Annotated in this window: 29 protein-coding genes and 1 pseudogene; 14 read left to right on the top strand and 16 right to left on the bottom strand. The window is 65.7% G+C overall.

The annotated features are described in order from the left end of the window. Positions 1-9: 9 nt before the first annotated feature. The 4 genes from trmFO to gyrA form a co-directional block, all read right to left on the bottom strand. Positions 10-1,371, bottom strand: coding sequence for a methylenetetrahydrofolate--tRNA-(uracil(54)-C(5))-methyltransferase (FADH(2)-oxidizing) TrmFO (gene trmFO, locus RXV90_RS01135; RefSeq protein ID WP_316646387.1), 1,362 nt, complete (start codon positions 1,369-1,371; stop codon positions 10-12). A gap of 61 nt (positions 1,372-1,432) precedes the next feature. Further along, a complete protein-coding gene (locus RXV90_RS01130) occupies positions 1,433-2,182 on the bottom strand; it encodes a hypothetical protein (protein WP_316646386.1) in 750 nt (249 codons plus the stop codon). Between the two features lie 202 nt (positions 2,183-2,384). Then, positions 2,385-2,789 carry a DoxX family protein gene (locus tag RXV90_RS01125; protein ID WP_316646385.1) on the bottom strand — a complete coding sequence of 135 codons (405 nt, stop codon included), beginning with the start codon at positions 2,787-2,789 and terminating at the stop codon, positions 2,385-2,387. 98 nt (positions 2,790-2,887) lie between these two features. Then, entirely contained in the window at positions 2,888-5,614 is a 2,727-nt protein-coding gene (gene gyrA, locus RXV90_RS01120) for a DNA gyrase subunit A (RefSeq protein WP_316646384.1), read from the bottom strand. A gap of 192 nt (positions 5,615-5,806) precedes the next feature. Here gyrA and RXV90_RS01115 point away from each other — a divergent pair, with 192 nt between their 5' ends. Beyond that, entirely contained in the window at positions 5,807-6,076 is a 270-nt protein-coding gene (locus RXV90_RS01115; RefSeq protein WP_316646383.1) for an usg protein, read from the top strand. On the opposite strand, the gene RXV90_RS01110 is transcribed toward RXV90_RS01115, so the two are convergent. The 4 genes from RXV90_RS01110 to RXV90_RS01095 form a co-directional block, all read right to left on the bottom strand. Beyond that, positions 6,063-6,566 (bottom strand): hypothetical protein, encoded by a 504-nt coding sequence (locus tag RXV90_RS01110; RefSeq protein ID WP_316646382.1) that lies wholly within the window; start codon positions 6,564-6,566, stop codon positions 6,063-6,065. The genes RXV90_RS01115 and RXV90_RS01110 overlap by 14 nt on opposite strands. Before the next feature lie 55 nt (positions 6,567-6,621). After that, positions 6,622-7,473: an excalibur calcium-binding domain-containing protein gene (locus tag RXV90_RS01105; RefSeq protein WP_316646381.1), complete on the bottom strand. Its 852-nt coding sequence runs from the start codon at positions 7,471-7,473 to the stop codon at positions 6,622-6,624. A 67-nt stretch (positions 7,474-7,540) separates the two neighbouring features. After that, entirely contained in the window at positions 7,541-8,005 is a 465-nt protein-coding gene (locus RXV90_RS01100; protein ID WP_316646380.1) for a disulfide bond formation protein B, read from the bottom strand. Beyond that, positions 8,002-8,580 (bottom strand): YqaA family protein, encoded by a 579-nt coding sequence (locus RXV90_RS01095; protein WP_316646379.1) that lies wholly within the window; start codon positions 8,578-8,580, stop codon positions 8,002-8,004. Before RXV90_RS01095 ends, RXV90_RS01100 begins: the two co-directional genes overlap by 4 nt. 81 nt (positions 8,581-8,661) lie before the next feature. Here RXV90_RS01095 and ypfJ point away from each other — a divergent pair, with 81 nt between their 5' ends. Beyond that, positions 8,662-9,528, top strand: a complete 867-nt coding sequence (gene ypfJ / locus RXV90_RS01090) for a KPN_02809 family neutral zinc metallopeptidase (protein WP_316646378.1) — start codon at positions 8,662-8,664, stop codon at positions 9,526-9,528. Between the two features lie 3 nt (positions 9,529-9,531). On the opposite strand, the gene RXV90_RS01085 is transcribed toward ypfJ, so the two are convergent. Next, positions 9,532-10,770 (bottom strand): MFS transporter, encoded by a 1,239-nt coding sequence (locus RXV90_RS01085; RefSeq protein WP_316646377.1) that lies wholly within the window; start codon positions 10,768-10,770, stop codon positions 9,532-9,534. A gap of 173 nt (positions 10,771-10,943) precedes the next feature. Between RXV90_RS01085 and RXV90_RS01080 the strand changes: the two genes are divergently transcribed. From RXV90_RS01080 to RXV90_RS01070, 3 genes are read left to right on the top strand one after another with little or no spacing between them, the layout of a single operon-like run. Further along, positions 10,944-11,678 carry a precorrin-6A/cobalt-precorrin-6A reductase gene (locus RXV90_RS01080; protein ID WP_316646376.1) on the top strand — a complete coding sequence of 245 codons (735 nt, stop codon included), beginning with the start codon at positions 10,944-10,946 and terminating at the stop codon, positions 11,676-11,678. Between the two features lie 11 nt (positions 11,679-11,689). Continuing rightward, positions 11,690-12,322 carry a DNA-3-methyladenine glycosylase family protein gene (locus RXV90_RS01075; protein ID WP_316646375.1) on the top strand — a complete coding sequence of 211 codons (633 nt, stop codon included), beginning with the start codon at positions 11,690-11,692 and terminating at the stop codon, positions 12,320-12,322. Between the two features lies 1 nt (position 12,323). Then, positions 12,324-12,620 carry a hypothetical protein gene (locus tag RXV90_RS01070; protein ID WP_316646374.1) on the top strand — a complete coding sequence of 99 codons (297 nt, stop codon included), beginning with the start codon at positions 12,324-12,326 and terminating at the stop codon, positions 12,618-12,620. A gap of 440 nt (positions 12,621-13,060) precedes the next feature. Here the strand turns inward: RXV90_RS01070 and RXV90_RS01065 are convergent, their stop codons facing one another. Continuing rightward, complete coding sequence (locus RXV90_RS01065; protein ID WP_316646373.1) at positions 13,061-13,468, bottom strand: hypothetical protein; 408 nt, start codon at positions 13,466-13,468, stop codon at positions 13,061-13,063. A gap of 157 nt (positions 13,469-13,625) precedes the next feature. Here RXV90_RS01065 and RXV90_RS01060 point away from each other — a divergent pair, with 157 nt between their 5' ends. From RXV90_RS01060 to RXV90_RS01050, 3 genes are all read left to right on the top strand, one after another. After that, entirely contained in the window at positions 13,626-14,291 is a 666-nt protein-coding gene (locus tag RXV90_RS01060) for an alpha/beta hydrolase (protein ID WP_316646372.1), read from the top strand. A gap of 34 nt (positions 14,292-14,325) precedes the next feature. Continuing rightward, positions 14,326-15,177, top strand: coding sequence for a TauD/TfdA dioxygenase family protein (locus RXV90_RS01055; protein ID WP_316646371.1), 852 nt, complete (start codon positions 14,326-14,328; stop codon positions 15,175-15,177). A 193-nt stretch (positions 15,178-15,370) separates the two neighbouring features. Further along, positions 15,371-15,955, top strand: coding sequence for an HNH endonuclease (locus tag RXV90_RS01050; protein ID WP_316646370.1), 585 nt, complete (start codon positions 15,371-15,373; stop codon positions 15,953-15,955). Positions 15,956-15,960: 5 nt separating this feature from the next. Here RXV90_RS01050 and RXV90_RS01045 read toward each other — a convergent pair whose 3' ends face one another. Beyond that, the gene (locus RXV90_RS01045; protein WP_316646369.1) at positions 15,961-16,941 is read right to left on the bottom strand and encodes a hypothetical protein; all 981 of its coding nucleotides are present in this window, start codon (positions 16,939-16,941) and stop codon (positions 15,961-15,963) included. A 102-nt stretch (positions 16,942-17,043) separates the two neighbouring features. Then, on the bottom strand, positions 17,044-17,616 hold the full coding sequence (locus RXV90_RS01040) for a L,D-transpeptidase (RefSeq protein ID WP_316646368.1): 573 nt from the start codon (positions 17,614-17,616) through the stop codon (positions 17,044-17,046). Positions 17,617-17,862: 246 nt separating this feature from the next. Here RXV90_RS01040 and RXV90_RS01035 point away from each other — a divergent pair, with 246 nt between their 5' ends. Both RXV90_RS01035 and bfr read left to right on the top strand, forming a co-directional pair. Continuing rightward, positions 17,863-18,108 (top strand): (2Fe-2S)-binding protein, encoded by a 246-nt coding sequence (locus RXV90_RS01035; RefSeq protein ID WP_316646367.1) that lies wholly within the window; start codon positions 17,863-17,865, stop codon positions 18,106-18,108. Next, a complete protein-coding gene (gene bfr / locus RXV90_RS01030; protein WP_316646366.1) occupies positions 18,105-18,590 on the top strand; it encodes a bacterioferritin in 486 nt (161 codons plus the stop codon). Before RXV90_RS01035 ends, bfr begins: the two co-directional genes overlap by 4 nt. A gap of 6 nt (positions 18,591-18,596) precedes the next feature. On the opposite strand, the gene hpt is transcribed toward bfr, so the two are convergent. Then, the gene (hpt, locus tag RXV90_RS01025) at positions 18,597-19,103 is read right to left on the bottom strand and encodes a hypoxanthine phosphoribosyltransferase (RefSeq protein WP_316646764.1); all 507 of its coding nucleotides are present in this window, start codon (positions 19,101-19,103) and stop codon (positions 18,597-18,599) included. Between the two features lie 97 nt (positions 19,104-19,200). Between hpt and RXV90_RS01020 the strand changes: the two genes are divergently transcribed. After that, positions 19,201-19,644: a type II toxin-antitoxin system RatA family toxin gene (locus RXV90_RS01020; RefSeq protein ID WP_316646365.1), complete on the top strand. Its 444-nt coding sequence runs from the start codon at positions 19,201-19,203 to the stop codon at positions 19,642-19,644. A 35-nt stretch (positions 19,645-19,679) separates the two neighbouring features. Here the strand turns inward: RXV90_RS01020 and RXV90_RS01015 are convergent, their stop codons facing one another. The 3 genes and pseudogenes from RXV90_RS01015 to ispF form a co-directional block, all read right to left on the bottom strand. Next, complete coding sequence (locus RXV90_RS01015; protein WP_316646364.1) at positions 19,680-20,156, bottom strand: CinA family protein; 477 nt, start codon at positions 20,154-20,156, stop codon at positions 19,680-19,682. Further along, positions 20,153-20,647: a phosphatidylglycerophosphatase A family protein gene (locus tag RXV90_RS01010; protein ID WP_316646363.1), complete on the bottom strand. Its 495-nt coding sequence runs from the start codon at positions 20,645-20,647 to the stop codon at positions 20,153-20,155. The genes RXV90_RS01015 and RXV90_RS01010 overlap by 4 nt, the downstream gene beginning before the upstream one ends. A 2-nt stretch (positions 20,648-20,649) precedes the next feature. Further along, positions 20,650-21,132 (bottom strand): annotated as a pseudogene (ispF, locus tag RXV90_RS01005) (2-C-methyl-D-erythritol 2,4-cyclodiphosphate synthase); the annotation flags it as partial. 262 nt (positions 21,133-21,394) lie between these two features. On the opposite strand from ispF, the gene dusB reads away from it, so the two are divergent. The 3 genes from dusB to RXV90_RS00990 are packed head-to-tail and all read left to right on the top strand — an operon-like array spanning position 21,395 to position 24,775. Next, entirely contained in the window at positions 21,395-22,318 is a 924-nt protein-coding gene (dusB, locus tag RXV90_RS01000) for a tRNA dihydrouridine synthase DusB (RefSeq protein WP_410482332.1), read from the top strand. Then, positions 22,315-23,400: a two-component system sensor histidine kinase NtrB gene (locus RXV90_RS00995; protein ID WP_316646361.1), complete on the top strand. Its 1,086-nt coding sequence runs from the start codon at positions 22,315-22,317 to the stop codon at positions 23,398-23,400. Before dusB ends, RXV90_RS00995 begins: the two co-directional genes overlap by 4 nt. A 4-nt stretch (positions 23,401-23,404) precedes the next feature. Further along, positions 23,405-24,775, top strand: a complete 1,371-nt coding sequence (locus RXV90_RS00990) for a response regulator (RefSeq protein WP_316646360.1) — start codon at positions 23,405-23,407, stop codon at positions 24,773-24,775. Positions 24,776-24,830 lie beyond the last annotated feature (55 nt).

Here is a 24,830-nt window from a genome sequence, read left to right as displayed (position 1 = left end):
GGGGCGACGTTAAGCGGCGCCTGCCTGAGCGTCCAGCCCCGCGCCACGAAGCCACGCCGCCCAATCCGCCTTCGCCCGGTCGGTATAGGCCTTGTAACGGTCGCGCCGCCCCTTGCGCCCGCCCTTCGCATCCACCGGCGGGAACAGCCCGAAATTCACGTTCATCGGCTGAAACGTCTTCGCATCGGCGCCCCCGGTGATATGTGTCACCAGGGCCCCCGTGGCCGTCGTCGGCGGCACGGGCGCCAGGGTCTCACCCCGCAGTTCCGCCACCGCCAGCCGCCCGGCCAGAAGGCCCATCGCCGCCGATTCCACGTATCCCTCGACCCCCGTGATCTGCCCGGCGAACCGGATACGGGGCCGCGACCGCAGCCGCATCTGATCGTCGAGAAGCCGGGGCGAATTCAGGAAAGTGTTCCGGTGAATCCCGCCCAGTCGCGCGAATTTCGCCTCGGAAAGCCCCGGGATCATGCGCAAAACCTCTGTCTGCGCCCCGTATTTCATCTTCGTCTGAAAGCCCACGATGTTGTAGAGTGTGCCCAGCTTGTTGTCGCGCCTCAGCTGCACCACCGCATAGGGCTTCTGCTCCGGCTGGTGAGGGTTCGTCAGGCCCACGGGCTTCATCGGCCCGAAGCGCAACGTTTCGCGGCCGCGCTCGGCCATCACCTCGATCGGCAGGCAGCCGTCGAAATAGCCCGCCGTCTCGCCTTCCTTGAATTCGGTCTTTTCGGCGGCCAGAAGCGCGTCGATGAACGCCTCGTATTCGGCCTTCGTCATCGGGCAGTTGAGGTAAGCGGTGCGCTCCTCCTCCGTCTCGCCCTTGTCATAGCGCGATTGCCGCCACGCTACGTCCATATCCACCGTCTCGGCATAGACGATCGGCGCGATCGCGTCGAAGAACGCCAGCGCTTCCGTATCGGTCTCGGCCAGGATGGCCTCCGCCAGCGCCGAAGAGGTCAGGGGCCCCGTTGCGATGATCCACTGCCCGTCCTCGGGCAGGGCGGTGATCTCGCCATGCTCGACCGTCACGTTGGGATGCGCTTTCAGCGTCGCGGTGATCTCGTCGGCAAAGGCGTCCCGATCCACCGCCAGCGCTCCGCCGGCGGGCAACCGATGCCGGTCCGCCATGCGGATCAGAAGGCCGCCGGCCTCCCGCATCTCCCAGTGCAGAAGCCCCACTGCGTTCTGTTCGTCATCGTCCGACCGGAACGAATTGGAACAGACCATTTCGGCAAGCTGGCCCGTCTTGTGCGCAAAGGTGCCGACTTCGGGCCGCATCTCGTGCAGGACGACGCGCACCCCGGCCTCCGCCGCCTGCCAGGCGGCCTCCGACCCGGCCATGCCGCCGCCAATGATGTGAAGTTCGCTCATGGGCGGGGGAGATACGCCAAGCGCGGGCCCCTGAAAAGGCCCGCGCCACGCATTTCATGCCTCAGAACATATCCCGACGCAGCAGTGACCCCACCGGATCGGGCGCCCGGAAGGGCCGCGAGGCGGGGCCGCCGCGCCGCGTGTTCCCGAATTCGAAGCTCACGCCCACCCGAACCGAGGTTACCGGCGCGTCCCCGGTCAACCCGTGAAGCCCGTCACGCGCCACCTCGGCAAAGACACCCCAGGGCTGCCCCTCGGGCTTGTAGGTCACGCCCAAACGCGCCTCATACCCCGTGGCCGACAACCCGATCTCGTCGAACTCCGCAAGCGTCAGTCCGCCATGAACGCTCAGGTCATCGGTCAGGTCGTGGTAAAGATCCCCCTCCACGAACAGGAAGTCGAGGCTCGATTGCGAGGCTACGCCCACGCCGCCCCGCACCTCCAGCGCCGTTCTGGGGGCCACGGCGAAGATCCCTTCGGCCCCCAGAAGGCCGTAGGTCGCCGACCGTCCGTCCATATCCCCGACCGCCGCGAAGATCCCGTATTTCTGGCCCGCCTGCGGGGTCATGTAGAGATGCGCGCCCGCCGTGCCGATCGTGCCCGCCCGCGTCTCTTCGAGACCAAGATCGAACTGGATCCCGTGATGCTCGGTGATCGCGAAATCCCCGGCCACCGTTCCGAACGCGCCCGCGCCCGTGCCGTCATCCTGGCCAAAGCTCAGAACCGCCCCGGTCAGCCCGAGGCTCGACTGTGCAAGCGCCGGGGTGCCCAGCGTGGCGGCAAGAACGGTAAGAAGAACAGCAGGTTTCATGGGACACTCCGGGTACTCAGGTTACTCGTTACGCGGCCCGGCCGCCCCCAGATGGCCCGGTCCCCGTCCTTGTGCCAGATCGACACCCGTTAACGAAAGAGTAATCTTATCATTTGGTTAACAGTTAAACGTAACGCAATCCGGCAAAGAAAAGGGCCGCCCCGAACGGAGCGGCCCGCAGTCTTGCGAGGGAGGGGATACTTCAGGCGGCCGCTGTCTTCCCGCCCGTCCAGGCGTCGACCGAAAACCGGCCCGCCCCGGCCACGGCCATCGCCACATACCCCCCGGTCAGCGCGAGGTTCTTCAGAAACATCGTCATCTGCATCTGGTCGGCGGGCACGAAGTGATACATCGCCCCCGACACAAGCGAAAACGCCCCAAGCGCGAGCGCCGCGACGCGGGTCTGCAGCCCGACGATCAGCGCAAGCCCGCCGATGATCTCGAAGGCGATCACCGGCCAGGCCAGGAAGGCCGGCACGCCGCCCGAGGCCATGTAACCGGCAAACCCGGCCACATCGCCAAGCTTGCCGATACCGGCCATCACGAACAGCGCGCCGAGAAGAATACGCGCCACGAGAAGCGCGGTGTCGTTGAGAGAGTTGGTCATAGGTCGTCTCCGAAATCCGTTGCCGGAACCGACCTAGCGCTGTGCCCTGGGGCCTTAAATACGGCGGATCCACACAGAATCTGTGCGAATTTGCAAGGTCAGGCTTCGGCCTCTTCCTCGCCCTGGTCCGCGATCCACGCGACCGACACAACCACCTCGCCCGCCCCGGTGTCGAACACCTTGACGCCGCCCGCGGCCCGCGAGCGGAAGGAAATCCCGTCCACCGGCACCCGGATCGACTGGCCCTTGGAGGTGGCGAGCATGATCTGGTCATCCGCCGCCACCGGGAAGGACGCCACGAGAGGCCCGCCCCGCATCGCCTTGTCCATCGCCATCACGCCCTGACCGCCCCGGCCACGAACCGGGTAGTCATGGGATGACGACAGCTTGCCCATCCCGCCCGCGGTGATCGTGAGGATCAGGTCTTCCGCCGCCGACATGATCGGGTAATCGATCTCGACCGCGTCCGAGACGGCTTCCTCGTCCTCGTCCGCCTCGATCTCGGCCTCGTCTGTCAGGCCCGCCATCGCGCGCCGCATCTTCAGGTACGCGGCCCGCTCCGCCGGCGTCGCCTCGAAATGCCGGATGATCGACATCGAAACCACCCGGTCGCCACCGGCCAGCCGGATGCCCCGCACGCCGGTCGAATCGCGGCCCTTGAACACCCGCACCTCGGTCGTCGGGAAGCGGATCGCCCGGCCACCGGCCGTCACCAGCATCACGTCGTCGTCTTCGGTGCAGATCCGCGCATTCACGAGGCTCGTGCCCTCGGGAAGCTTCATCGCGATCTTCCCGTTCGACTTCACGTTGGTGAAATCGCTCAGCGCGTTCCGACGCACATCGCCGTCCGAGGTCGCGAAGAAGATCTGCAGGTTCTCCCAATCCTCCTCCGGCACGTCGACCGGCATGATGGCGGCCACCGACACGCCCGTGGGAATGGGCAGGATATTGACGATCGCCTTGCCTTTCGACGTGCGCCCGCCCTGCGGCAGGCGCCAGGTCTTCAGCTTGTAAACCATGCCTTCCGTCGTGAAGAACAGAAGCTGCGTGTGGGTGTTTGCGACGAAGAGGGTGGTCACCACATCCTCTTCCTTCGTCGCCATCCCCGACAGGCCCTTGCCGCCGCGCCGCTGCGACCGGAACTCGTTCAGGGGCGTCCGCTTGATATAGCCCGACTGCGTGACCGTCACGACCATGTCTTCGCGCTCGATCAGGTCTTCGTCTTCCATATCGCCGGACCATTCGGCGATTTCCGTCCGCCGCGGCACGGCGAATTCTTCCCTCACCGAACGCAGCTCGTCCGAGATGATCGCCAGAATCCGCTCCCGCGACCGCAGGATATCGAGGTATTCCTTGATATTCGCGGCCAGCTCTTCCAACTCGTCGGTCACTTCCTTGACGCCGATCTGCGTCAGCCGCTGCAACCGAAGCTCGAGGATCGCACGCGCCTGCGTCTCCGACAGGTTATACGTCCCGTCCTCGTTCATCGTGTGCGTCGGGTCGTCGATCAGCTTGATGTAATCGGCGATGTCCTGCGCGGGCCAGCGCCGCTCCATCAGCTTCGCGCGGGCTTCCGCGGCATCGGCCGAGGCGCGGATCGTCGCCACCACCTCGTCCACGTTCGAAACGGCCACGGCCAGACCGCACAGGATGTGGCTCCGCTCGCGCGCTTTGCGCAGCAGGTAGGCCGTCCGCCGCGCCACCACCTCTTCGCGGAACGCGATGAAATGGGTCAGGAAATCGCGCAAGGTAAGCTGCTCGGGCCGCCCGCCGTTCAGCGCCAGCATGTTGCAGCCGAACGAAACCTGCATCGGCGTGAACCGCCACAGCTGGTTCAGCACCACGTCCGGCGTCGCATCCCGCTTCAGCTCGATCACCACGCGCACGCCCACCCGGTCGCTCTCGTCCTGGACGTTGGCGATGCCTTCAAGCTTCTTCTCGCGCACAAGGTCCGCGATCTTCTCGATCATCGAGGCCTTGTTCACCTGATAGGGGATCTCGTCGATGACGATCGCGAACCGGTCCTTGCGGATCTCCTCGACCCGGGTCTTCGCCCGGATGATCACGCTGCCCCGGCCTTCCAGATAGGCCTTCCGAGCCCCCGACCGGCCAAGGATCTGCCCGCCCGTCGGGAAATCCGGGGCAGGGATGTGCTCCATCAGCGCTTCCGACGACAGATCCGGGTTCTCGATCAGCGCCAGCGTCCCGTCGATCACCTCGCCAAGGTTGTGCGGCGGAATCCGCGTTGCCATCCCCACCGCGATCCCTTCGGCGCCGTTGACCAGCATGTTCGGGAAACGTGCGGGCAGCACCGTGGGTTCGGTGTCCTTGCCGTCGTAATTGTCCTGAAAGTCGACCGTGTCCTTGTCAATATCCGACAGAAGCGACTGCGCCACCTTCTCCAGTCGCGATTCCGTATATCGCTGTGCCGCCGGCGGGTCGCCGTCCATCGATCCGAAATTGCCCTGACCGTCGATCAGCGGCACCGACATCGAGAAATCCTGCGCCATCCGCACCAGCGCGTCATAGATCGCGGCATCCCCGTGCGGGTGGTAGTTCGCCATCACGAATCCCACCGGCCGCGCCGATTTCTGATAGGATTTGTCGTGGCTGTTGCCCTGCACGTTCATCCCGTAAAGGATGCGCCGGTGCACAGGTTTTAGGCCATCGCGCAAGTCGGGGATCGCCCGGCTGACGATGACCGACATGGCGTAATCGAGATACGCGGTGCGCATCTCGTCTTCGATCGAAATCGAGGGGCCGCCCCAGACCGGGCGCTCGGGAGTTTCTTCCCCTGTTTCAGGGGGTTCTGGCGTGTCGCTCACGTGAAAGTGCGTCCTTGCGCGGGCCTGCTATATCTTGTTGTTCGTAGTCTATCAGACAGTGGATATGGGGTGCAACACGCGCGGGCGAAAGGCCTCAGCAGCCGGGGTATGAGACTGCTAACAGCTTGTTTTCGTTGAAAAGCCACAATTCTGTTGGCTCAATTCCAGAAAGAATCAACGAAGAGGCCTAGCATGGAAAGATCCGAGACCGAGTTGATGCTGTCGGGCTACGGGCTGACGACCGCAGAGTTCTTTTACCGCATGCCCGACTTCCAGAACGTGCTCAACACCTTCATCTGGCAGGAATACGATCTCGCCCCCGATCATCCGAAGCTCTTCCGCTTCATCGAATACTGGCAGGACGAGATCGAAGGCCCGCTGCATTCCGTCCGCTTCACCCACCGGAAGATGATCTCCCCTGGCGAGTGGCGTCATGTCAGCGGAGAGTTCACGCTGCACTGATCCCGGGCGAACCCTCGTCGCGCCACGCGTCAAGGTCGGCGTCGTAATTCGACCGCCAGCGCATGTCGCGGGCATCCGGCATTTGCGGCAAAAGCCACGCTTCGAAAACCCGGTTGAACCGGTCAAGAAGCTCTTCACGATCCGCCCGTGCCCGCATCCAGGTAAAGATCCGGCCGATCTCGTCGCCATACCTGTCGGGATAGACATAGGCGCAGCCAAGATACCGGCCGCTCTCGTTGCGGATCACCCATGAAAACGCGGTCCCCTCCCGGAACTCCCGGTCATGGCGCTCAAGGTCTCCGCGATTCTTCCGAAGCGTCAGGCCAAGCGGCCAGTCATCCTCGAAGACGCCGACAAGCACGGCCTCCGAAGCAACCACCACATAGAAATCTTCCTGGACACAATCGGGGCCGAGGGGGGCGAGCCTGAATTCGTCGAGTGTTGCGATGCGCGGCAGGGCGCTGCCAGCGTAATCTGGTTGATGTTCCAAACCCTTCTACTCCTAAACCGTCCCCGAAAAATACCGTCATCCGCACCCCCCAGGGCTACGGCTTGACGAAGCGGGACCCGCCACCACCCATTGAAATCCTGGTGCCTTTCTTCTCTTCGCAGGCCACGCCGTCGCCATCCTCGTCGAGGCTCGCGTGATAGCCGGGCATGCCTTCCTCGGCGTTTTCCATGTCGAAGAGCGCGGCGAACTGGCATCCCATGACCGAAACATGGTGCCCGACCGTGTCGCGCGGTCCGAACGGGCTCAGCGCGAAAAGCGCTGCCGGTGCGGCGATCAGCCCGCCATAGATCGCCACCTGCCAGACGCGGCGGCTTTTGCGGCTCATTTCGTGATCGGCAGGCATGTCCCAGTTTCGCGGCTGGGCGGGCGTTTCCTTCTTTGCGAACTCCCGACGCGGCAGAACCGCCGCCGCCGGGGCCGCATCGGCCGGAACGGCGTCCTCGGGGGCATGGCCCTCCGACACTTCCGGCGCCTCGAGATCAAGCGCATCCATCAGCGCGGCCCCACAGCTTTCGCGATCGGGCATGTCCTCTTCGGCTTCGGCCGCCAGCGCGGCCTCCCGCGCCTCCGCCTCAAGCCGCGCCTCTTCCTCAAGCCGCGCTTCTTCTTCCAGGCGCGCCGCCCTCTCGCTCCGGGCCGCCTCGGCCTGGCGCGCCTCCTCCTCGGCGATCCGCGCCTCCTCGGCCAGCCGGGCCTCTTCGGCGATCCGTGCCGCTTCGGCCTCTTCCGCTTCGGTTTCGGCGCGCTCCGCCTCCGCGGCCATCAATTGCTGGATCAGCGATTGCGACAGCGCATCGTCTTCCGCCGTGCGCTTGCGCACGGGTTCCGCAGGGGTTTCATGCTCCGTCGCCGACGGGTCGGGGGGCGTCTCGTCACGATCTGTCACAGGCTTCACCGATAACCATATCCGATACGGAAAATGGCTAGGCGGGAATCGTGGCGGAAATCGGGCGTCAGGCGCGGGATTTGACGGCTGCAGCCAGCCAAAGCGTGACGAAGGCCACAGACAGAACGGCATTCCACGATGCCATGGACAATCCAAGCATCTCCCAGGCCACCTGGTCGCACTGCACAAGCGGGGCGCCCATGATCTGGTCCATCAGCTGTTCGGGCGTCAGCCCCTCGATCGAGCCCGAGCTGCAGCTTGTGGGGCCTTCCCACCACTCGCGCTCCACGCCGGTGTGATAGACGCCAACCCCCGCTGTCGCCGCCGCCGCAAGCGCGCCCAGCAGGGGAAGCACCGCGCCGCCCACGAAAAGCCCCGCGCCGCCGATCAGAACCGCCGCCCCATGCGGCCAGCGCTGCCAGATACACAGTTTGCAGGGCGCAAGCCCGCCGATGTGCTGGAACGCCCACGCGCCCAGCAACAGCGCAAGCGATCCCCCGGCAGCCATTAGAATCAGCGATCGGCGCGTCACAGGAACCTCACAACATAGAACCCGGCCAAAAGAAGCAGGATGAACAGGATGAACATAAGGCCCAGCCGCTTCTCGATGAACTCTCGGATCGGTTCCCCGAACTTCCAGAGAAGTGCGGCTACAACGAAGAACCTCAGCCCACGGGCAATGATCGAGGTTACGATGAAAGTGCCCAGCGGCAATCCCGTCCACCCCGACATGATCGTGACCACTTTATAGGGAAATGGTGTCACGCCTGCGATCAATACCGGCCAGAAGCCGAAATCGTTGAACCTCTGGTTGAACTCGGCCATCGCATCGCCCTTCCCAAGCGATTCGAGCACGGGCCGCCCGATCTGGTCGAAGGCCTGCGCCCCGATCCAGTACCCGGCCAGCCCGCCAAGCACGGAACACACCGTCGCGAGGGCTGCGATCTGAAACGCCATGCGCGGCCGGGCCAGGATCATTGGGATCATCAGAAGGTCGGGCGGAATCGGGAAAACAGAGCTTTCGACGAAGGCCACGATCGCAAGCGCCCACATTGCGTGGCGTGTGCCCGCAAGCGAAATCGTCCAGTCGTAAAGCCGCCTGATCATGCCATCTGCCCGATTATATGAACTAAAAGTCACGGAGATGAGTTAAGGTCAAGGAATGTTGTGTGGGGTGGAGGCTCTCTGATGAAATGGCGCGGACGGCGTGGCAGCCGGAACATCGAAGATCGCCGCCGGGCCGGTGGCCGCGGCATGGCCGCGACGGGCGGAATCGGCGGGTTCGGGCTCATCGCGATCCTTCTGATCGGCTGGTTTCTCGGTATCGATGTCACGCCGCTTCTGACCGGCCAGTCGGGCGGCGATCCTTATGCGGTGCCCGCGGGCCAGGTCGAACTCACCCAGGCCGATCAGGAGGCGGGGCAGTTCGTCTCCGTCACCCTCGCCGATACGGAAGAGATCTGGGCCGATATCTTCAGCCGCCAGCTTGGCGAAAGCTATGATCCCGTCACCCTCGTTCTCTTCAAGGGCGTCACCCGCTCGCCCTGCGGCGGGGCGTCGGGCGCGACGGGGCCCTTCTACTGCCCGCTCGATGAAAAGGCCTATCTCGACACGGCTTTCTTCACCACCATGTCGCGTCGCCTCGGCGCGCGCGGCGATTTCGCTGCCGCCTATGTCGTGGCCCACGAGGTCGCCCATCACGTCCAGAACGAGCTTGGCATTCTCGGTCAGGCCAACCAGATCCGCGCCCAGTCCAGCGAGGCGCAGTCGAACGCCATCAGCGTCCGGATCGAGCTTCAGGCCGATTGCCTCTCCGGCGTCTGGGCGCGCGAGGCGCAGGCCCGCTTCGGCTCGCTCGAACGCGGCGATATCGAAGAGGCGATCAACGCCGCCCGCCAGATCGGCGACGATACGCTGCAACGCAACGCAGGCCAGGTGCCGCGCCCCCACACCTTCACCCATGGCACCAGCGAACAGCGCGTACGCTGGTTCCTTACCGGGTTCGAAAGCGGCGACATCCGGCAGTGTGACACCTTCGGCACCGATCGCCTCTAGGGCTCAGCCCGGGCGCCGCTCCGGCGCCTGCGGCCTGAGGCTCAGCCAGATCAGCGCCGCGCCGGCCAGCACCAGGAACGGGATCATCGCCATGTTCACCGCCGCCCAGCCCGCGGGCGTGGTGCTTCCGGTACAGTTCAGCAGGCCCCCCGACATCAGCGAGGCGAAGCTCACGCTGCCGAAGACGATCATGTCGTTCATCCCCTGAACCCGGCCCCGTTCCTGGGGCGAATGCAGTTCGGTCAGCAACGCCGTCGCCCCGATGAAGCCGAAATTCCAGCCGAAGCCCAGCAGGATCAGCGCGCCGAAGAAATGGCCGAGTTCCACGCCCTGCAAGGCGACCAGCCCGGATCCTGCCAGGATCACCAGCCCCGTCGCCACGATCGTCCGCGCTCCGAACCGCGCGATCAGGTGCCCGGTGAAGAAGGACGGCAGGAACATCGCCAGCACATGGGCGCTCACCACGTTGGCCGCATCCGCCACAGCATAGCCACAGCCAACCACGGCAAGCGGGGTCGAGGTCATCACGAGGTTCATCAGCGCATAGCTCACCGCCCCGCAGATCACTGCCACCGCGATCGCGGGCGTGGTGATCAGCGCCCTGACCGACCGGCCCGTATCCGAACCGGGCGCTGGCGGCGGCACCCTCGGGATATCCAGCAGGAAGAACAGCCCCATACCGAGGAAGTTGATCGTCATCGCGGCGTAATAGACCGGCATGAACCGCTCCGCCGTCGCCGCGGCCTGTCCGGCCGTCAGGGTGGACACCAGCTGCGGGCCAAGGATCGCCGCCACCAGCCCGCCCGCCAGAACATAACTGATCGCCTTGGGCTTCAGGTCAGCCGAGGCCGTGTCGGTGGCCGCGAAGCGGTAAAAGCCCTGCGCCGACATGTAGATGCCGGTCAGATAGCTGCCCAGCAGGAACAGCCCGAAACTCTCCATCCCGATCGCTGTCACCGCAACGAGGCTGCCCAGAAGCCCGCCGCTTGCGCCTGCGAGAAACCCCGCCCGCCGCCCCCAGCGCTGCATCACCCGCGACAGCCACGGCGCGGTCGACATCGAGCCAAGCACGATCATCGTGATCGGCAGCGTGGCGAGGCAGGGGTTCGGTGTCAGGATCTGTCCCACAAGCCCGCCCGCAACGAAACTCATGGTGATCTGGCTGCCCAGAATCGCCTGTGCCGCCACCAGGACGGCGATGTTGCGATAGGCGCGCCGGTTGTCTGCGGGAGTGTCCTCCATTGCCCCGATCTACGCCCTTGCACGGGGGGCGACAAGCACAGGCGAGGGGCGCGACGTGTTGCCACGGAGGAGAACTTTATGCGTGCGCGTAACCTTGCTAATATCCGCCAGGGTTGCGCGCGCGAAGATCGCAAACTGCGATAAGTGAGCCCTGCGGAACGGGAGGAAACACGATGCGCCTGCTGCTTTTGGCAGGAACGCCGGAATCGGTGGAGATCGGCCACGCGCTTTCGCGTGACGGCCGGGTGTCTGTCACCGCGTCCATGGCACGCGCTTCCCGGGCCCCGCTTGCGATGAACGTGCCGATGCGGATCGGCGGCTGGGGCGGGGTCGACCGCTTCCACGACTGGATGACGACCGAAAACGTGGGCGCGGTCCTCGACGTCACCCATCCCTTCGCGGTCTCGATCAGCTCGCGCACCGCGGCGGTCTGCGCCGATCTCGGCGTGCCCTATGTCCAGTTCCTCCGCCCGGCCTGGACGCCGGGGCGCGACGACAACTGGGTGTTCCTCAACTCCGAGGAAGAAGCGGCGGGCCACGTCCCCGACGCGGCTCGCGTCCTTCTGATGACGGGCCGCCGCAGGCTCGAGGCGTTCCGCGCCCTCGGCAAGCGCCCGATATTCGTCCGCGTCCGCGATCGCGGCAGTGATCCCTTTCCCTTCGAAGAAGGCGCCTTCATTCATCGCCCCGTCCAGCTTCCCGTCACGAACGAGATCGCGGGGCTTCGCAGCCTCGGCGTCAACTGGATCGTCGCGCGCAATTCCGGCGGCACGGGCTCCATGCCGGTGATCGAGGCCGCACAGCGGCTGGGCCTTCCCGTCGGCATGGTCCGCCGCCCGCCGCAGCCCGAGGTTCCCCGCATCCGCACAATCTCCGAAGCGCTGGCCTGGGTGCGCCGTCGGCTGTAAGGGTCGGGGCCATGACGATCGGCCGTATCATCCAGACCCATGACTGCGTCGCCGAGGGCGCGGCCTATCTCGCGGCCCGCGAACCCCGCTTCGCGCGGGCGCTTCAGGAAACCGGGCCGCTCCCGCTGCGCCTCCGGAAGGATGGTTTCGCCGCGCTCCTCGACGCCATCGTCAGCCAGCAGGTCTCGGTCGCCGCGGCCGATGCGATCTGGAACCGGCTTCGCGCGGCGGGCCATGTCGGCCCGCGCAAGATTCTCCGCGCCTCGGAGGACGACCTGCGCGCCTGCGGCCTCTCCCGCCAGAAGATCCGCTATGCCCGCGAACTCGCCCGCTCGGGCATCCGCTATGCCGATCTCCGCACCCGTCCCACCGACGAGGTGATCGAAACCCTGATCGCCGTGCCCGGCATCGGCTGCTGGACGGCAGAGATCTACGCCATGTTCTCTCTCGGCCGCGCGGATGTCTTCGCACCGGGCGATCTCGCGCTCCAGGAAGCCGCCCGCATCCTCTTCGATCTCGACGCCCGGCCCAGCGAACGCGCGCTGCGCACCCTCGCCGAACCCTGGTCCCCCTGGCGCGGCGTCGCGGCGCGGCTCCTCTGGACCTATTACCGCGTCGCTAAGGAGCGGGAGGGGGTGCGCTAGGATGAAGAACCACGACTTCAACGCCCTTTACACCCGGGTCTTCGAAGATCCGCTCCTGGCTCTCGGTTTCGCCCGGGTCGGGCGCGGCAAATCCCTGAAGCATCTCGAGGACGGCCGCGATCTCCGGATCCTCCGGCTCCGCGGCCGCTTCGCCCGCCCGGGGACGATCCGCACGGTGATCGTGTTTCGCCACAGCGTCCTGCGCCCGGTCCGAAGCGACGATCCCGGTCTCGAAACCCTCGACGTGTCGGACTTCCCCAGAAAGCTCACCTTCTACGATTTCTCGGGCGACAGCTGACGGCACCAGCCTTACCGTCCGAAGAACAGGGGCCGCTACGGCTATGACACGCTCGAGTTCGCTGCCGCGCCCGCCCGCGAGGTCGAAGACCGGCTGCGCACGCTGCGCGAGATCGCCGAAACCCGCATTCTCCCGTGGTCCCGCGGCCTCACCCCGGAACGCGAATTGGAAGAGATCGCGCGCAACGGCGAAAACGCCTGGTGCGAACGCCGCTGGATCGAGGATTACCGCGCTGCCCTCACGCCCCCGGCGCCCTGAGGATCTATCCAGCCGATCCCGGCGAGTGTGCCGATTGTCGCAACCGGCCCCCGATGCGCCACGCAACAAGCGCCACCGCAACGGTGAACACGCCCACATAGCCCGGGATCCCGACATTCCGCAGGCCCATGTCGCCCGAATGACAGGGCAAGCGAGAGCGCGAAGAGGCCAAAGAAGAAATACTAGGCCAGCACGTCCAGCAGATAGACGACCGAGGGCCACTCGAACGCAAAGACATGTGCCACCCCCGCAAAGGCCGGGTCCCGGCTCAGGAACAGGATCGCACCATGCTCGGACAAGGTGATTGCGGTTGCGACGGCAAGGAAGACAAGCGCGGCCAGCGAAAACACCCTGCGCTGCGGCTCCGTCAGCGCATGAACACCCGCCGCAAAGCAGATCATGGCCGGCATGATCGCAAGAACAAGGCCCTCCATGCGCGTGAAATAGGGATCGCCTATGGGCCTGTCCGGTGCCACCCGCGCCAGCAATCCCGATGTCAGCATCACCGCATAGGCGACCTGCAGGCAGACAAGCAGAACCGCCGACCGGAAACTCACAAGACACGCGAGGCGGGCGGCGCGACAGTCCAACGATGCGGCTCCAGAAGGCGATACGGCTGAAACCTTAGGCAGGCCGCGCCGTCTCAGGCAGCGCACATCACCTGCCGCGCGCAATCCCTCTCCCGCCATTGCACCCCATCCTCCCACCGCCTACACCCGGGGGCACCCGGAACCCGAAAGGCACCCCATGACGCGCGAACTCACCCTTCACCGCCGCGACGCGGCCTCCGGCACGGCCACATCGCTCGTCGTCTTCCTGCATGGCTACGGCGCCGACGGGCGCGATCTTCTGGGGCTCGCCGATCCCCTGGGCCCGCACATGCCCGATACGGCCTTCGTCGCCCCCGACGCCCCCGATCCCTGCACCAACAACCCGATGGGCTTCCAGTGGTCGCCCATTCCCTGGCTCGATGGCTCGAGCGAGGAACAGGCCTCCGCCGCCATGCAGGCCTCCATCACCGATGTGAACGCGATGCTCGACGGGCTGCTGGCCGAGCTTTCCCTCTCGCCCGACCGGCTGATCCTCTTCGGGTTCAGTCAGGGCTGCATGATCTCGCTCCACGTCGCCCCCCGCCGGCGCGCGCCCGTGGGCGGCGTCGTCGGCATCTCTGGCCGCCTCCTCGTGCCCGAGGCGCTTGCCGCCGAAACCGTCTCCCGCCCGCCGATCATGCTGATCCACGGCGATGCCGACGATGTCGTCCCCTTCGCCTCGATGCACGAGGCGGGCCAGGCGCTCACCGCCGCTGATTTCGAGGTCTACGCCCATGTCATGAAGGGCACCGGCCACGGCATCGCGCCCGACGGGCTCTCCGTCGCGCTCGCCTTCATGCGCGACAAGCTCGGCATCGGCTGATCACATCCCGGGGCAGGGGGCCTACACTCGCCCCATGGACATCCGCAGAATCACCGGCGCCTTCGGCGCCGAACTCACCGGGCTCGACGTCACCGGGCCGATCTCCGACGATCTCGCCGCAGCCCTCCGTCAGGCGCTGGCCGACCATCTCGTCATCGTCATCCCCGATCAGCCGCTGACGGTCGAGGCCCAGCGCCGCCTCGCCCGCGTCTTCGGCCCGGCGGAGGTGAACCCCTACGCCCCGGGCCCGCCCGAGGCGCCCGAGATGACCCATGTCGTCAAGGAAGCCCATGAACGCACCGGCGTCTTCGGCGGCGGCTGGCACACCGACCTGTCCTTCCTCGACACACCCCCCGGCGGCTCCGTCCTCCATGGCATAGATATCCCGCCCCAGGGCGGCGACACGATGTTCGCCAGCCAGCAGGCGGCGTGGGAAACTCTGCCCGATCCCCTGAAATCCCTTCTCGACGGGGCGCGCGTCGCCCATGTGGGCAAGCCCTACGGCATTCGCTGGGCGCCACCCCTCGAAGAACAGGCCATGAAGCGCAGCACGAAACGCGGCGATCCCGATGCCGACCGCGAACGCTGGCACCCCGCCGTCCTGACCCATCCGGTCACCGGGCGGAAGGGGCTGTTCCTCAACCCCACCTACGCCCTTCGCATCGAAGGGATGAGCGAGGAGGCCAGCCAGCCCATCCTCGCCCAGGTCCAGGCCCACGCCACATTGCCAGAACACACGCTCCGCCTGCGCTGGCACCCGGGCATGACGGCGATCTGGGACAATTACGCCACCCAGCACTACGCCATCAACGATTACCACGGGCACCGCCGCGAAATGCGCCGCGTGGTCTTCGGCGGGCGGGACATGGCGGACTGGGCCGCCTGACCGTCTTGTGGATAACTCTGTGGACACCCGTCACATGCCTGTCATCTGCCCATGCAACGGATCTGCCCGGACAGCTCACAAACTGTAGGGGTTGTCAGGCGGATAACGCCATATATAGTTTGCCTAAGCTGGGGCGGGATGTCCCGCTCTGGTGCCGGGCAGCGAGGCAGACAGGGCGGGAACGGAGTCGCAGATGAACGCAGAATTCAGGACGAGTTTCGTACGTGAACCGAACAGCTTGCGCCACAACCCCGCGCTTGTCCTGAACGCAGATTACCGCCCGCTCTCCTATTACCCGCTCTCGCTCTGGCCCTGGCAGGAGGCTGTGAAGGCCGCCTGGCTCGACCGGGTGACAATTCTCGCGGAATATGACGAAGTTGTCCGAAGCCCCTCGACCGAGATCCGAATACCCTCGGTCGTTGTGCTCAAGGACTATATCAAACCCCAGAAGCGCGTGGCCTTCACGCGCTTCAATCTTTTTCTGAGGGATGGTTTCTGCTGCCAGTATTGCGGCTCGCGTGGGGATCTGACCTTCGATCACGTCGTGCCCCGCGCCCGAGGCGGGATCACAAGCTGGGAAAACGTCGTCGCGGCCTGCGCCAAATGCAACCTGCGCAAGGGCTCGAAAAGCCTGGGCCAGGTCGGCATGTCGCTCCGCCGCGCCCCCCGCCGCCCGGCGGCGGAGGAGCTGCGCAACCAGGGGCGGAAGTTCCCGCCCAACCACCTGCACGAAACCTGGCTCGATTTCCTCTACTGGGACGCGGAACTCGAGGAATAGCGGCCCTAGCGCGGCGACGCCGACTCGAGCCACCGGTAATCGAGCCTGCCGCGGATCGCATCCATCGTCCGCCCCGAAATCGAACAGGTCGTGGCGCAGGCCCGCTCCCGCAGCCCCTCGATGTCGTTCAGGTCCGCGACGTATTCCTCCCGCGCCTCCTCGAACGCCTCCAGCGCATCGCGCGCAACGTCCACGGCATCCCTCAGGTCGTCTGTCCCCTCAAGCCCCTCGCGCTTCAGATCCTCGATGTCGAACATCGCCCTCCGGTAGGCCGCATAGACGGCGCCTAGATCGATCATCAGGTCCTGGCTTTCCGTCATGGCCTCGATCCACTGATCTGGGACGCCGTCCGACGAAACAAGGTTCCCCAGCCGCTTGAACAGGTTGTTGCGGATGTATTCCAGCGTCGCCATCTCCGTCCGGTAATCGGCATCGATCTCGCCGCAAAGCTCGAAGGCGACCCCCCAGAAGATGTAGTTCGCCACCGAGGCATGCACGCACTCGCCCTCGAACGCGATCGTGCCGCCGCAGGGAAAGGCCGCGCCGTCGCTCTGGTCCCAGGGCGTCGCGCATTGGCGGGGAGATTCGTGATAGTCGATGATCTCGACGATCCTGTAGGGCGGAAAGAACGGTTTCAGATCCCACGCCACCTCGCCCAATGTGCTGCCCCGTTCCGTCGGCCGCAGGTCAACGAGCGCATCGCACCGCAGCCTCTGCTGGCTGTCCACGATCAGCGTATACCGGAAATCATAGATCACCTGGTCAAGGAGCCCGTAAAGCTCGGTCGTCAGATCGGGCCCGCAGATATAGCCGGCCTGCGCCGGTATCGCGCGGCCGGGAAGGGCAGGGGTTCTCCGGGGCAGGGCGCGCATTGCGATCCGCTCCCCGGTCTCCTGCCAGCGGCCCGTGTGCTCCTCCGCGCTGGCGCTGGTTCCGGAAAATACGGTCGCAAGCCCCAGAAGGGCGGGAAATATCAAATGGCGCATAACGAACCTGCAAGCTTGAAATGGCCCGGCGAAGGGGCGCCTCCGCTCAGGTCGGCAATGTGTCAGTCTACCACGAATCCCGGCTTCGGGCCATCTGCGGCCTCAGCCCTTGGGGTGCAGAACCACCGTCGTTCTCAACGGCACCTGATCGTAAAGCGCGATCACATGCTCGTTCATCAGCCGCGCGCAGCCGTTCGAAACTTCGCGTCCCAACCCGCCCGGATCGGGCGATCCGTGGATGCGCAGAAAGGAATCCCCGCCGCCCGGCCGGTACAGATACAGCGCCCGCGCCCCAAGCGGGTTGCCGGGCCCCCCGGGCATCCCGTTCCGCCACTTCGCATAGATCTCGGGCTCCCGCGCGATCATCCCCGGCGTCGGCGTCCAGCGCGGCCACTTCCTCTTGTCGCCCACATAGAACGTGCCGGCCTGGTACAGCCCGGGCCGCCCGATCCCGCAGGCATAGCGGATCGCGTTCCCGTCCCCGAGCGTCCAGTAAAGCGCGAAATCCCGCGGCACCACGTGGATTTCCCCGGGGCCTGGGCCAGAGATGCGCACGATCCGCGGGCGCAGATCCGAAGGCACCTCGCGCCGCCGCTCGAAGCTCTGCGCATGGGCGCCCCCCGCCCCGGCTAGGGCGGCGGCCAGTCCCGACAGGATCAGCGCGCGCCGGTCCATCAAATCACCTCGGTGTCTCCTGCCCGAACCCGGACCTCCGGCCGGCAGGGTGCCGTCTTGCAAGCAGGCATGCAAGACGCCGCCGCATGCGGGCCCATCACTGTTTCGGGACCGTGCAAGACGGCACGTCGCCCTCGCGAAAATTCGTCCGGCCACGACAAACCTCTTTTCAAAGTGAAATAGTCAGGTATTGTCGCATTTGTTGATTAAAAGACTCGGATTACAGAGGCCCGCGCGGAACCCGGCATGATCGTCTGCCACTGCACGAACATTTCCGACACCGACATCCACGCGGCGATCGACTGGATGCGCGCGGCCGATCCAGACACCCTCATCACCCCGGGGAAAGTCTACCGCGCGCTGGGCAAATCCGCCGATTGCGGCGGCTGCATGCCGCTGTTCCTGTCCACCATGCGCGGGAACGCGAACCTCGAAATCCCCGCAGAACTCCAGAACCTCCGGCACACAGCCAGAACAGGGAAGACACCATGAAAGGCGACGACAAAGTCCTCGATTACCTCAACCGGGCCTTGCGGCACGAACTCACCGCGGTCAGCCAGTACTGGCTGCACTACCGGCTTCAGGAAGACTGGGGCCTTGGTGCGATGGCGAAGAAAAGCCGCGAGGAAAGCATCGAAGAGATGCAGCACGCCGACAAGCTGATCGAGCGGATCATCTTCCTCGAAGGCCACCCGAACCTGCAAAAGCTCGATCCCCTGCGCATCGGCCAGACCGCGAAGGAAACGCTCGAATGCGATCTCGCGGCCGAAATCGACGCCCGCGCGCTTTACAAGGAAGCGCGCGACGTCTGCCGCGATGCGGGCGATTACGTCTCAATGGCCCTGTTCGAGGATCTGATGGCCGACGAGGAAGGCCATATCGATTTCCTCGAAACCCAGCTCGATCTCTACAACCGTCTGGGCGGCGAACGCTACGAACAGCTCAACGCCACCAGGATGGACGAGGCCGAATAACCCGCCTCACACGAAACGGACCTTCCCGATATAGGGAAGGTTCCGGTCCCTCTGGGCATAGTCGATCCCATAGCCCACGACGAACTCGTCGGGGATCTCGAAACCGGTCCAGGACGCCTTGATCTCCACTTCCCGGCGCGACGGCTTGTCGAGAAGCGCGATGGTCTCAAGCTTTCTCGGCCCCCGGTTCTTCAGGAACTTCACCACATGCGACAGCGTGTGCCCGGTATCCACGATATCCTCGACGACCAGCACGTCGCGCCCCGCGATCTCGCCCCTCAGATCCTTCAGCACCCGCACCTCGCGCGAACTTTCCATGCTGTCCCCGTAAGACGAGACTTCCAGGAAATCGACCTCCACGGGCATGTCGAGTTCCCGCACCAGATCGGCGATGAACACGAAAGAGCCCCTCAGAAGCCCCACCACCACAAGTTTTTCCGTGCCCTCGAAGGCCGCCTTGATCTCGCGCGCCAGTTCTTCGATCCGCGCGTCGATCCGTTTCGCCGAAATCATCCGGTCGATCACATAGGGTTGCGTCACGGTGCCCCTCTTCCTTGACTTCCGCCGGCACCTTACGAAATCCCGTGAAAGTCACAAATGCCGATCCGCAATGCCCACGCACTCAGAAACCCGCACGCTCCCCTACAGTGCCGATCAGATGTACGCCCTCGTCGCCGACGTGAAGCACTATCCCGAATTCCTGCCGTGGTGCGCCGCCGCCCGCATCCGCTCTGTCGTTCCGAAAGGGAAGGTGGAGGTGATGACGGCCGATCTCGTGATCTCCTTCAAGGTATTCCGCGAACGCTTCACCTCCGAGGTGACGCTCGACAAGGCCGCCCGCCGGATCGACACCCGCTATATCGACGGGCCTTTCCGAAAGATGGTTTCCACCTGGGCCTTCCGGGAGGCCGAGGGGGGATGCGAGGTCGATTTCCACGTCGATTTCGAATTCCGCAACGCGATCCTGCAATCGGTGATCGGGGTCGTGTTCAACGATGCGATGCAACGTATCGTCCGCGCCTTCGAACGCCGCGCGAAAGAGCTTTACGGCTAGACCGCGCCCGACGTCCCGGCATGGACGGCGGCGCCTCACCCTCTCAGGATCGCCCCCATCAGCAGCCCCAGCGCATGGCGCACCGACGCCTCCCGCACCCGGGCCCGCCCGATCGCCCCGAACTCCACGGTGTCGAGGTCCGTCGCGTGCCCCTTCGCCGCCAGCCCGAAACAGACCCGGCCCTCGGGCTTGTGCTCCGATCCGCCGGGCCCCGCGATCCCCGTCACCGCGATGGCCAGATCCGCGCGCGAGTGTCTGAGCGCCCCCTCGGCCATCTCGCGCGCAACCTCCTCGGATACCGCGCCATGGGCCGCAAGCGTCACCTCCGACACGCCCAGCATCTCCACCTTGGCCGCGTTGGAATAGGTCACGAACCCCCGGTCCACCACATCCGACGATCCCGCGATATCCGTCAGTCGCGCGGCGATCATCCCTCCGGTGCAGCTCTCCGCCGTCGCGATCGTCATCCCGTGGGCCCGCGCGGCGTCCAGCACCTCGGCGGGCCCGGTCACAATCCCAGCATCCCGTGGTAAACGAAGGCGAAGACCACCACGAACAGCGTCGCGATCCAGCCCGCGATCACGTCGTCCAGCATCACGCCCATCGGGCCCTCCATCCGGTCCGCCCAGCCGATCGGCCCGGGTTTCGCGATATCGAGAAGCCGGAAAGCCAGAAACGCGGTCAGTACGCCGGGCCAGAGCGCGGCAAGATCGGCCCCGGCATGGGCCGCCCCGATGCTGACGGGCAGAAGCGCGATCCACTGGCCCGCCACCTCGTCCACCACAACCTCCGACGGGTCGTGCGTCCCTGTCGCCGCCATGTAATCCCGCGTGGCCCAAAGCCCGAGACCGAAAGCCGCGAGTGCCGCCACGACAAGCCCCAGGGGCCCCGCAATCACATGAATGGGCCAGGCCAGCAAAACGGCGGCCACCGATCCCCAGGTGCCCGGCGCGGGCCTCAGGTAGCCCACGTAAAACCATGTCGCGATCAGCCGTGCCACCATGTTCAGCCGCCCCTGACAAGCGCCGCTGTCGCCAGCGCCGCAATCCCTTCCTCGCGCCCGGTGAAGCCCAGCCGTTCCGAGGTCGTGGCTTTCACCGACACGCGGCTCTCCGCGATGCCCAGGATCTCCGCCACCCGCGCGATCATCGCGCCGGCATGGGGCCCGATCTTCGGCCGCTCGCAGATCAGCGTGCAATCCACATTCGCGATCCGATAACCCGCCTCCGCCGCGCGCCCCGCCGCATGCTCCAGGAATACCGCGCTGTCCGCGCCCTTCCACTCCGGCTCGCTTGGCGGGAAGTGCCTCCCGATATCGCCATCGCCCAGCGCGCCATAGATCGCATCGGTGATCGCATGCAGGCCCACATCGGCATCCGAATGGCCCTGAAGCCCGCGCTCGAAGGGCACTTCGATTCCGCACAGGATCACCGCGCCCCCCGCGCCGAAGCGGTGCACGTCAAAGCCGTTGCCCAGTCGGATGTCGAACGCGTTCTCTGTCATCTGGTCCGGTCCGCCGATCTTCCACCGTTTCGTCTATGGCATGCACGCCAGCCTGACAATGGGGTCCACTTTTTGGGATTTGTCGCCTAAAATTTAGGCAGACAGCATAATCACGGGGGCCGGGCGGGGCCGGAAATTTGCCATTCTCAAAGGACTGGCCTAGGTCAGTCACGTGTGCACAAGGATTAAGCATTTGTTCAGCGGAGCGGCAATCAGCGAAAGCGTCAGCCCGGTTTTCCTCGCCCCGATGGCCGGGATCACCGATCTGCCGTTCCGTCGCCTTGTCTCCCGCTTCGGCGCCGGGCTCGTGGTCAGCGAGATGGTCGCGAGCCAGGAAATGGTTCAGGCCAGGCCCGGTATGCGCGAACGGGCCGAACTGGGCTTCGGGCAGGAAAACACGGCCGTGCAGCTTGCCGGGCGCGACGCGCACTGGATGGCCGAAGCCGCCCGCATGGTCGAGGCGAACGGGGCCCGCATCATCGACATCAACATGGGCTGCCCGGCGAAAAGGGTGACGGGCGGCCTCTCGGGCTCGGCGCTCCTGAAGACGCCCGACCACGCGCTCAGGCTGATCGAGGCGGTGGTGGGCGCGGTCTCCGTCCCGGTGACGCTGAAAACCCGGCTCGGCTGGGATGCCGATCGCGTGGCCCCGGGGCTCGCCCGCCGCGCGGCGGAGGCAGGGGTTGCCATGGTCACGATCCATGGCCGCACCCGCTGCCAGTTCTACAAGGGCCGGGCAGACTGGGCGGCAATCCGCGCGGTGAGGGATGCGGTGCCCGTGCCCGTCATCGCCAATGGCGACATCACCGATGCCCGCACGGCGCGCCAGGCGCTTGCGGCCTCGGGCGCCGACGGGGTGATGATCGGCCGCGGCGCGCAGGGAAAGCCCTGGCTTCTGTCCCAGATCACCGCCGCGCTTGCCGGCGCTCCCGTGCCCGCGGCGCCGCGGGGCAGGGCGCTCGCCGCCCTCGTCGCCGAGCATTACGAGGATACGCTGTCGTTTTACGGCGAGGCTCTGGGCGCCCGCGTCATCCGCAAGCATCTGGGCTGGTACATGGATACGGCGGGCACCCCCGCCGCCCTCCGCCGCCGCGTCCTCACCGAAACCCGGCCCGAGGCGGTGCTGGCACTCCTGCCCGATGCCCTCGCGGCAGAGGAGGCGCTCGCATGAAGCCCGTCGTCTTCGGTGAAGCGATCTGGACATCCCTTCCCGTTCCCGCGTTCCTCCTCGATCCGGGCGACGTGATCGCCGAGGTCAACCCGGCCGCCGAAAGCTTCCTCAACGCCTCCGCCCGCTCGCTCCGCGGCGCGCCCGTCTTCGACAAGCTGATGATCGATGCGCCGCTCGACGATGCCTTCCGCCGCGTCCGCTCCGATCAGGCCTCGCTCTCGATCAACGATGTCGATGTGGGCACGGGCGATCTGAAGCCCCAGCAATGCAACGTCCAGATCGCGCCGATGAACGCCATGCCGGGCTTCGTCCTGATTTTGATGGAGCCGCGCCAGCTCGCCGATCGCCTGGGCCGGGCCCAATCCGCGAAATCGGCTGCGAAATCGGCGATCGGCATGGCCGAGATGCTGGCCCACGAGATCAAGAACCCGCTCGCCGGTATCACCGGCGCGGCACAGCTTCTGTCGATGAACCTCGGCGGCGAAGACCAGGAGATGACCGATCTCATCGTCGCCGAGGCCCGCCGTATCCTCGCGCTCCTTGAACAGGTCGAACAGTTCGGCAACCTGCGCCCGCCCGCCTGCCGGGCCTGGAACGTCCACGACCTGCTCGAACGCGCCCGCAAGACGGCATCGATCGGCTTTGCCGCCAACATGAAGATCGTCGAGGAATACGATCCTTCGCTGCCGCCCACCTGGGTCGATGGTGATCAGCTTCTCCAGGTCTTCCAGAACCTGATGAAGAACGCGGCCGAAGCGGCGGGCAAGGAAGGCGGCGAAATCCGCATCCGCACCTTCTATGAAACCTCCCTGCGGCTTCGGCGGAAGGATGGCACGGCGGCCCTGCCGCTCCATGTCGAGGTGATCGACGACGGCCCCGGCCTCCCGCCCGAGATCGCAAGCAACGTGTTCGAACCCTTCGTCTCGGGGCGCGAGAACGGCACCGGGCTCGGCCTCGCGCTCGTGTCGAAGATCATCGCCGACCATGACGGGTGGATTTCAGTGGACAGCGTCCCGGGGCGGACGGTGTTCCGGGTGTCCCTGCCGCTGGCACCCAAAGAGACTGTGAACGAGGAAGACTGAAACAATGGACGGAACAATCCTTGTCGCCGATGACGATCGCACGATCCGCACGGTGCTGACCCAGGCGCTGACCCGGGCGGGCTGCAAGGTGCACGCCACCTCTTCGATCGTCACGCTGATGCGCTGGGTCGAGGAAGGGAAGGGCGATCTCGTGATCTCCGATGTCGTCATGCCCGACGGCAACGGGCTCGAACAGCTTCCCAAGATCGCCGAAGCCCGCCCGGGCCTGCCGGTCATCGTGATCAGCGCCCAGAACACCATCATGACGGCGATCCAGGCCGCCGAGGCGGATGCGTTCGATTACCTCCCGAAACCCTTCGACCTGCCGGATCTGATGAAACGCGCGGCCCGCGCGCTCGAGGTCAAGCGCCGCGTTCCCGCGCCCCAGCCGCAGGGCGCGGAGACCGGAAAAAGCGACGATCTTCCCCTCGTCGGCCGCACCCCGGCGATGCAGGCCCTCTACCGGCTGGTCGCCCGGGTGATGAACACCGATCTGCCGGTGCTGATCACTGGCGAATCCGGCACCGGAAAATCCCTCATCGCCCGCGCCATTCACGATCTTTCCGACCGGCGCACCTTGCCCTTTGTCGTGGCCGGCGCCGCCGATCTCGCCACCATGGAAGGCCCCGCCACGATTATCAGCCGCGCCCGCGGCGGATCGATCCTGTTCGACGAGGTGGGCGATTTCGACGAAGAGGCCCAGGCCCGCATCGTCCGCATGCTCGACAGTTTCACCGACAACGCGCCCCGCATCATGGCGACCAGCCAGGCCGATCTGTCCCGCAAGCTCGAGGCGGGGCAGTTCCGGCAGGATCTGTTCTACCGTCTGGGCGGCGTCACCATCGCGGTGCCCTCGCTCCGCGAACGGGTCGACGATATCCCCCTTCTGGCCGAACATTTCTTCGCCCGTGCCGAACGCGAAGGGCTGCCGCTCCGCCGGTTCGAGCCCGCCGCCCTTGATCTGATCCGCGCCTACAGCTGGCCCGGCAACGTCCGCCAGCTGGAAAACACCGTCCGCCGCCTCGTCGTCACCGGGGCGGAGGAAGAGATCGGGCGCGCCGAAACCGAACTCGTCCTCGGCAACCAGCCGGCAATGGAGCCCTTGGTGGGCGGCGGCGACGGCGAAAAGCTTTCGGTCTCGGTGGCCAAGCACCTGCGCCGCTACTTCGATCTTCACGGCGGCGTCCTGCCGCCCCCGGGCCTCTACCAGCGGATCCTCCGCGAAGTGGAAACCCCGCTCATCGAAATCGCCCTCGACGCAACAGGCGGAAACCAGGCGAAATGCGCCGATCTGCTCGGCATCAACCGAAATACCCTCAGAAAGAAGATCACCGACCTCGATATTAGGGTTACGCGCCGCCGCAAATTGATGTAAAACAGCAACATAAGAGTTGCCGATCCGCATGTTGCGGGCAACGGCAACCAGATCT

It is taken from the genome of Ovoidimarina sediminis (assembly GCF_032586175.1).
Lineage (GTDB): Bacteria > Pseudomonadota > Alphaproteobacteria > Rhodobacterales > Rhodobacteraceae > Ovoidimarina > Ovoidimarina sediminis.
The sequence above is the reverse complement of the archived record's forward strand: the minus strand, read 5'-3'. Positions and strand labels throughout refer to the sequence as shown.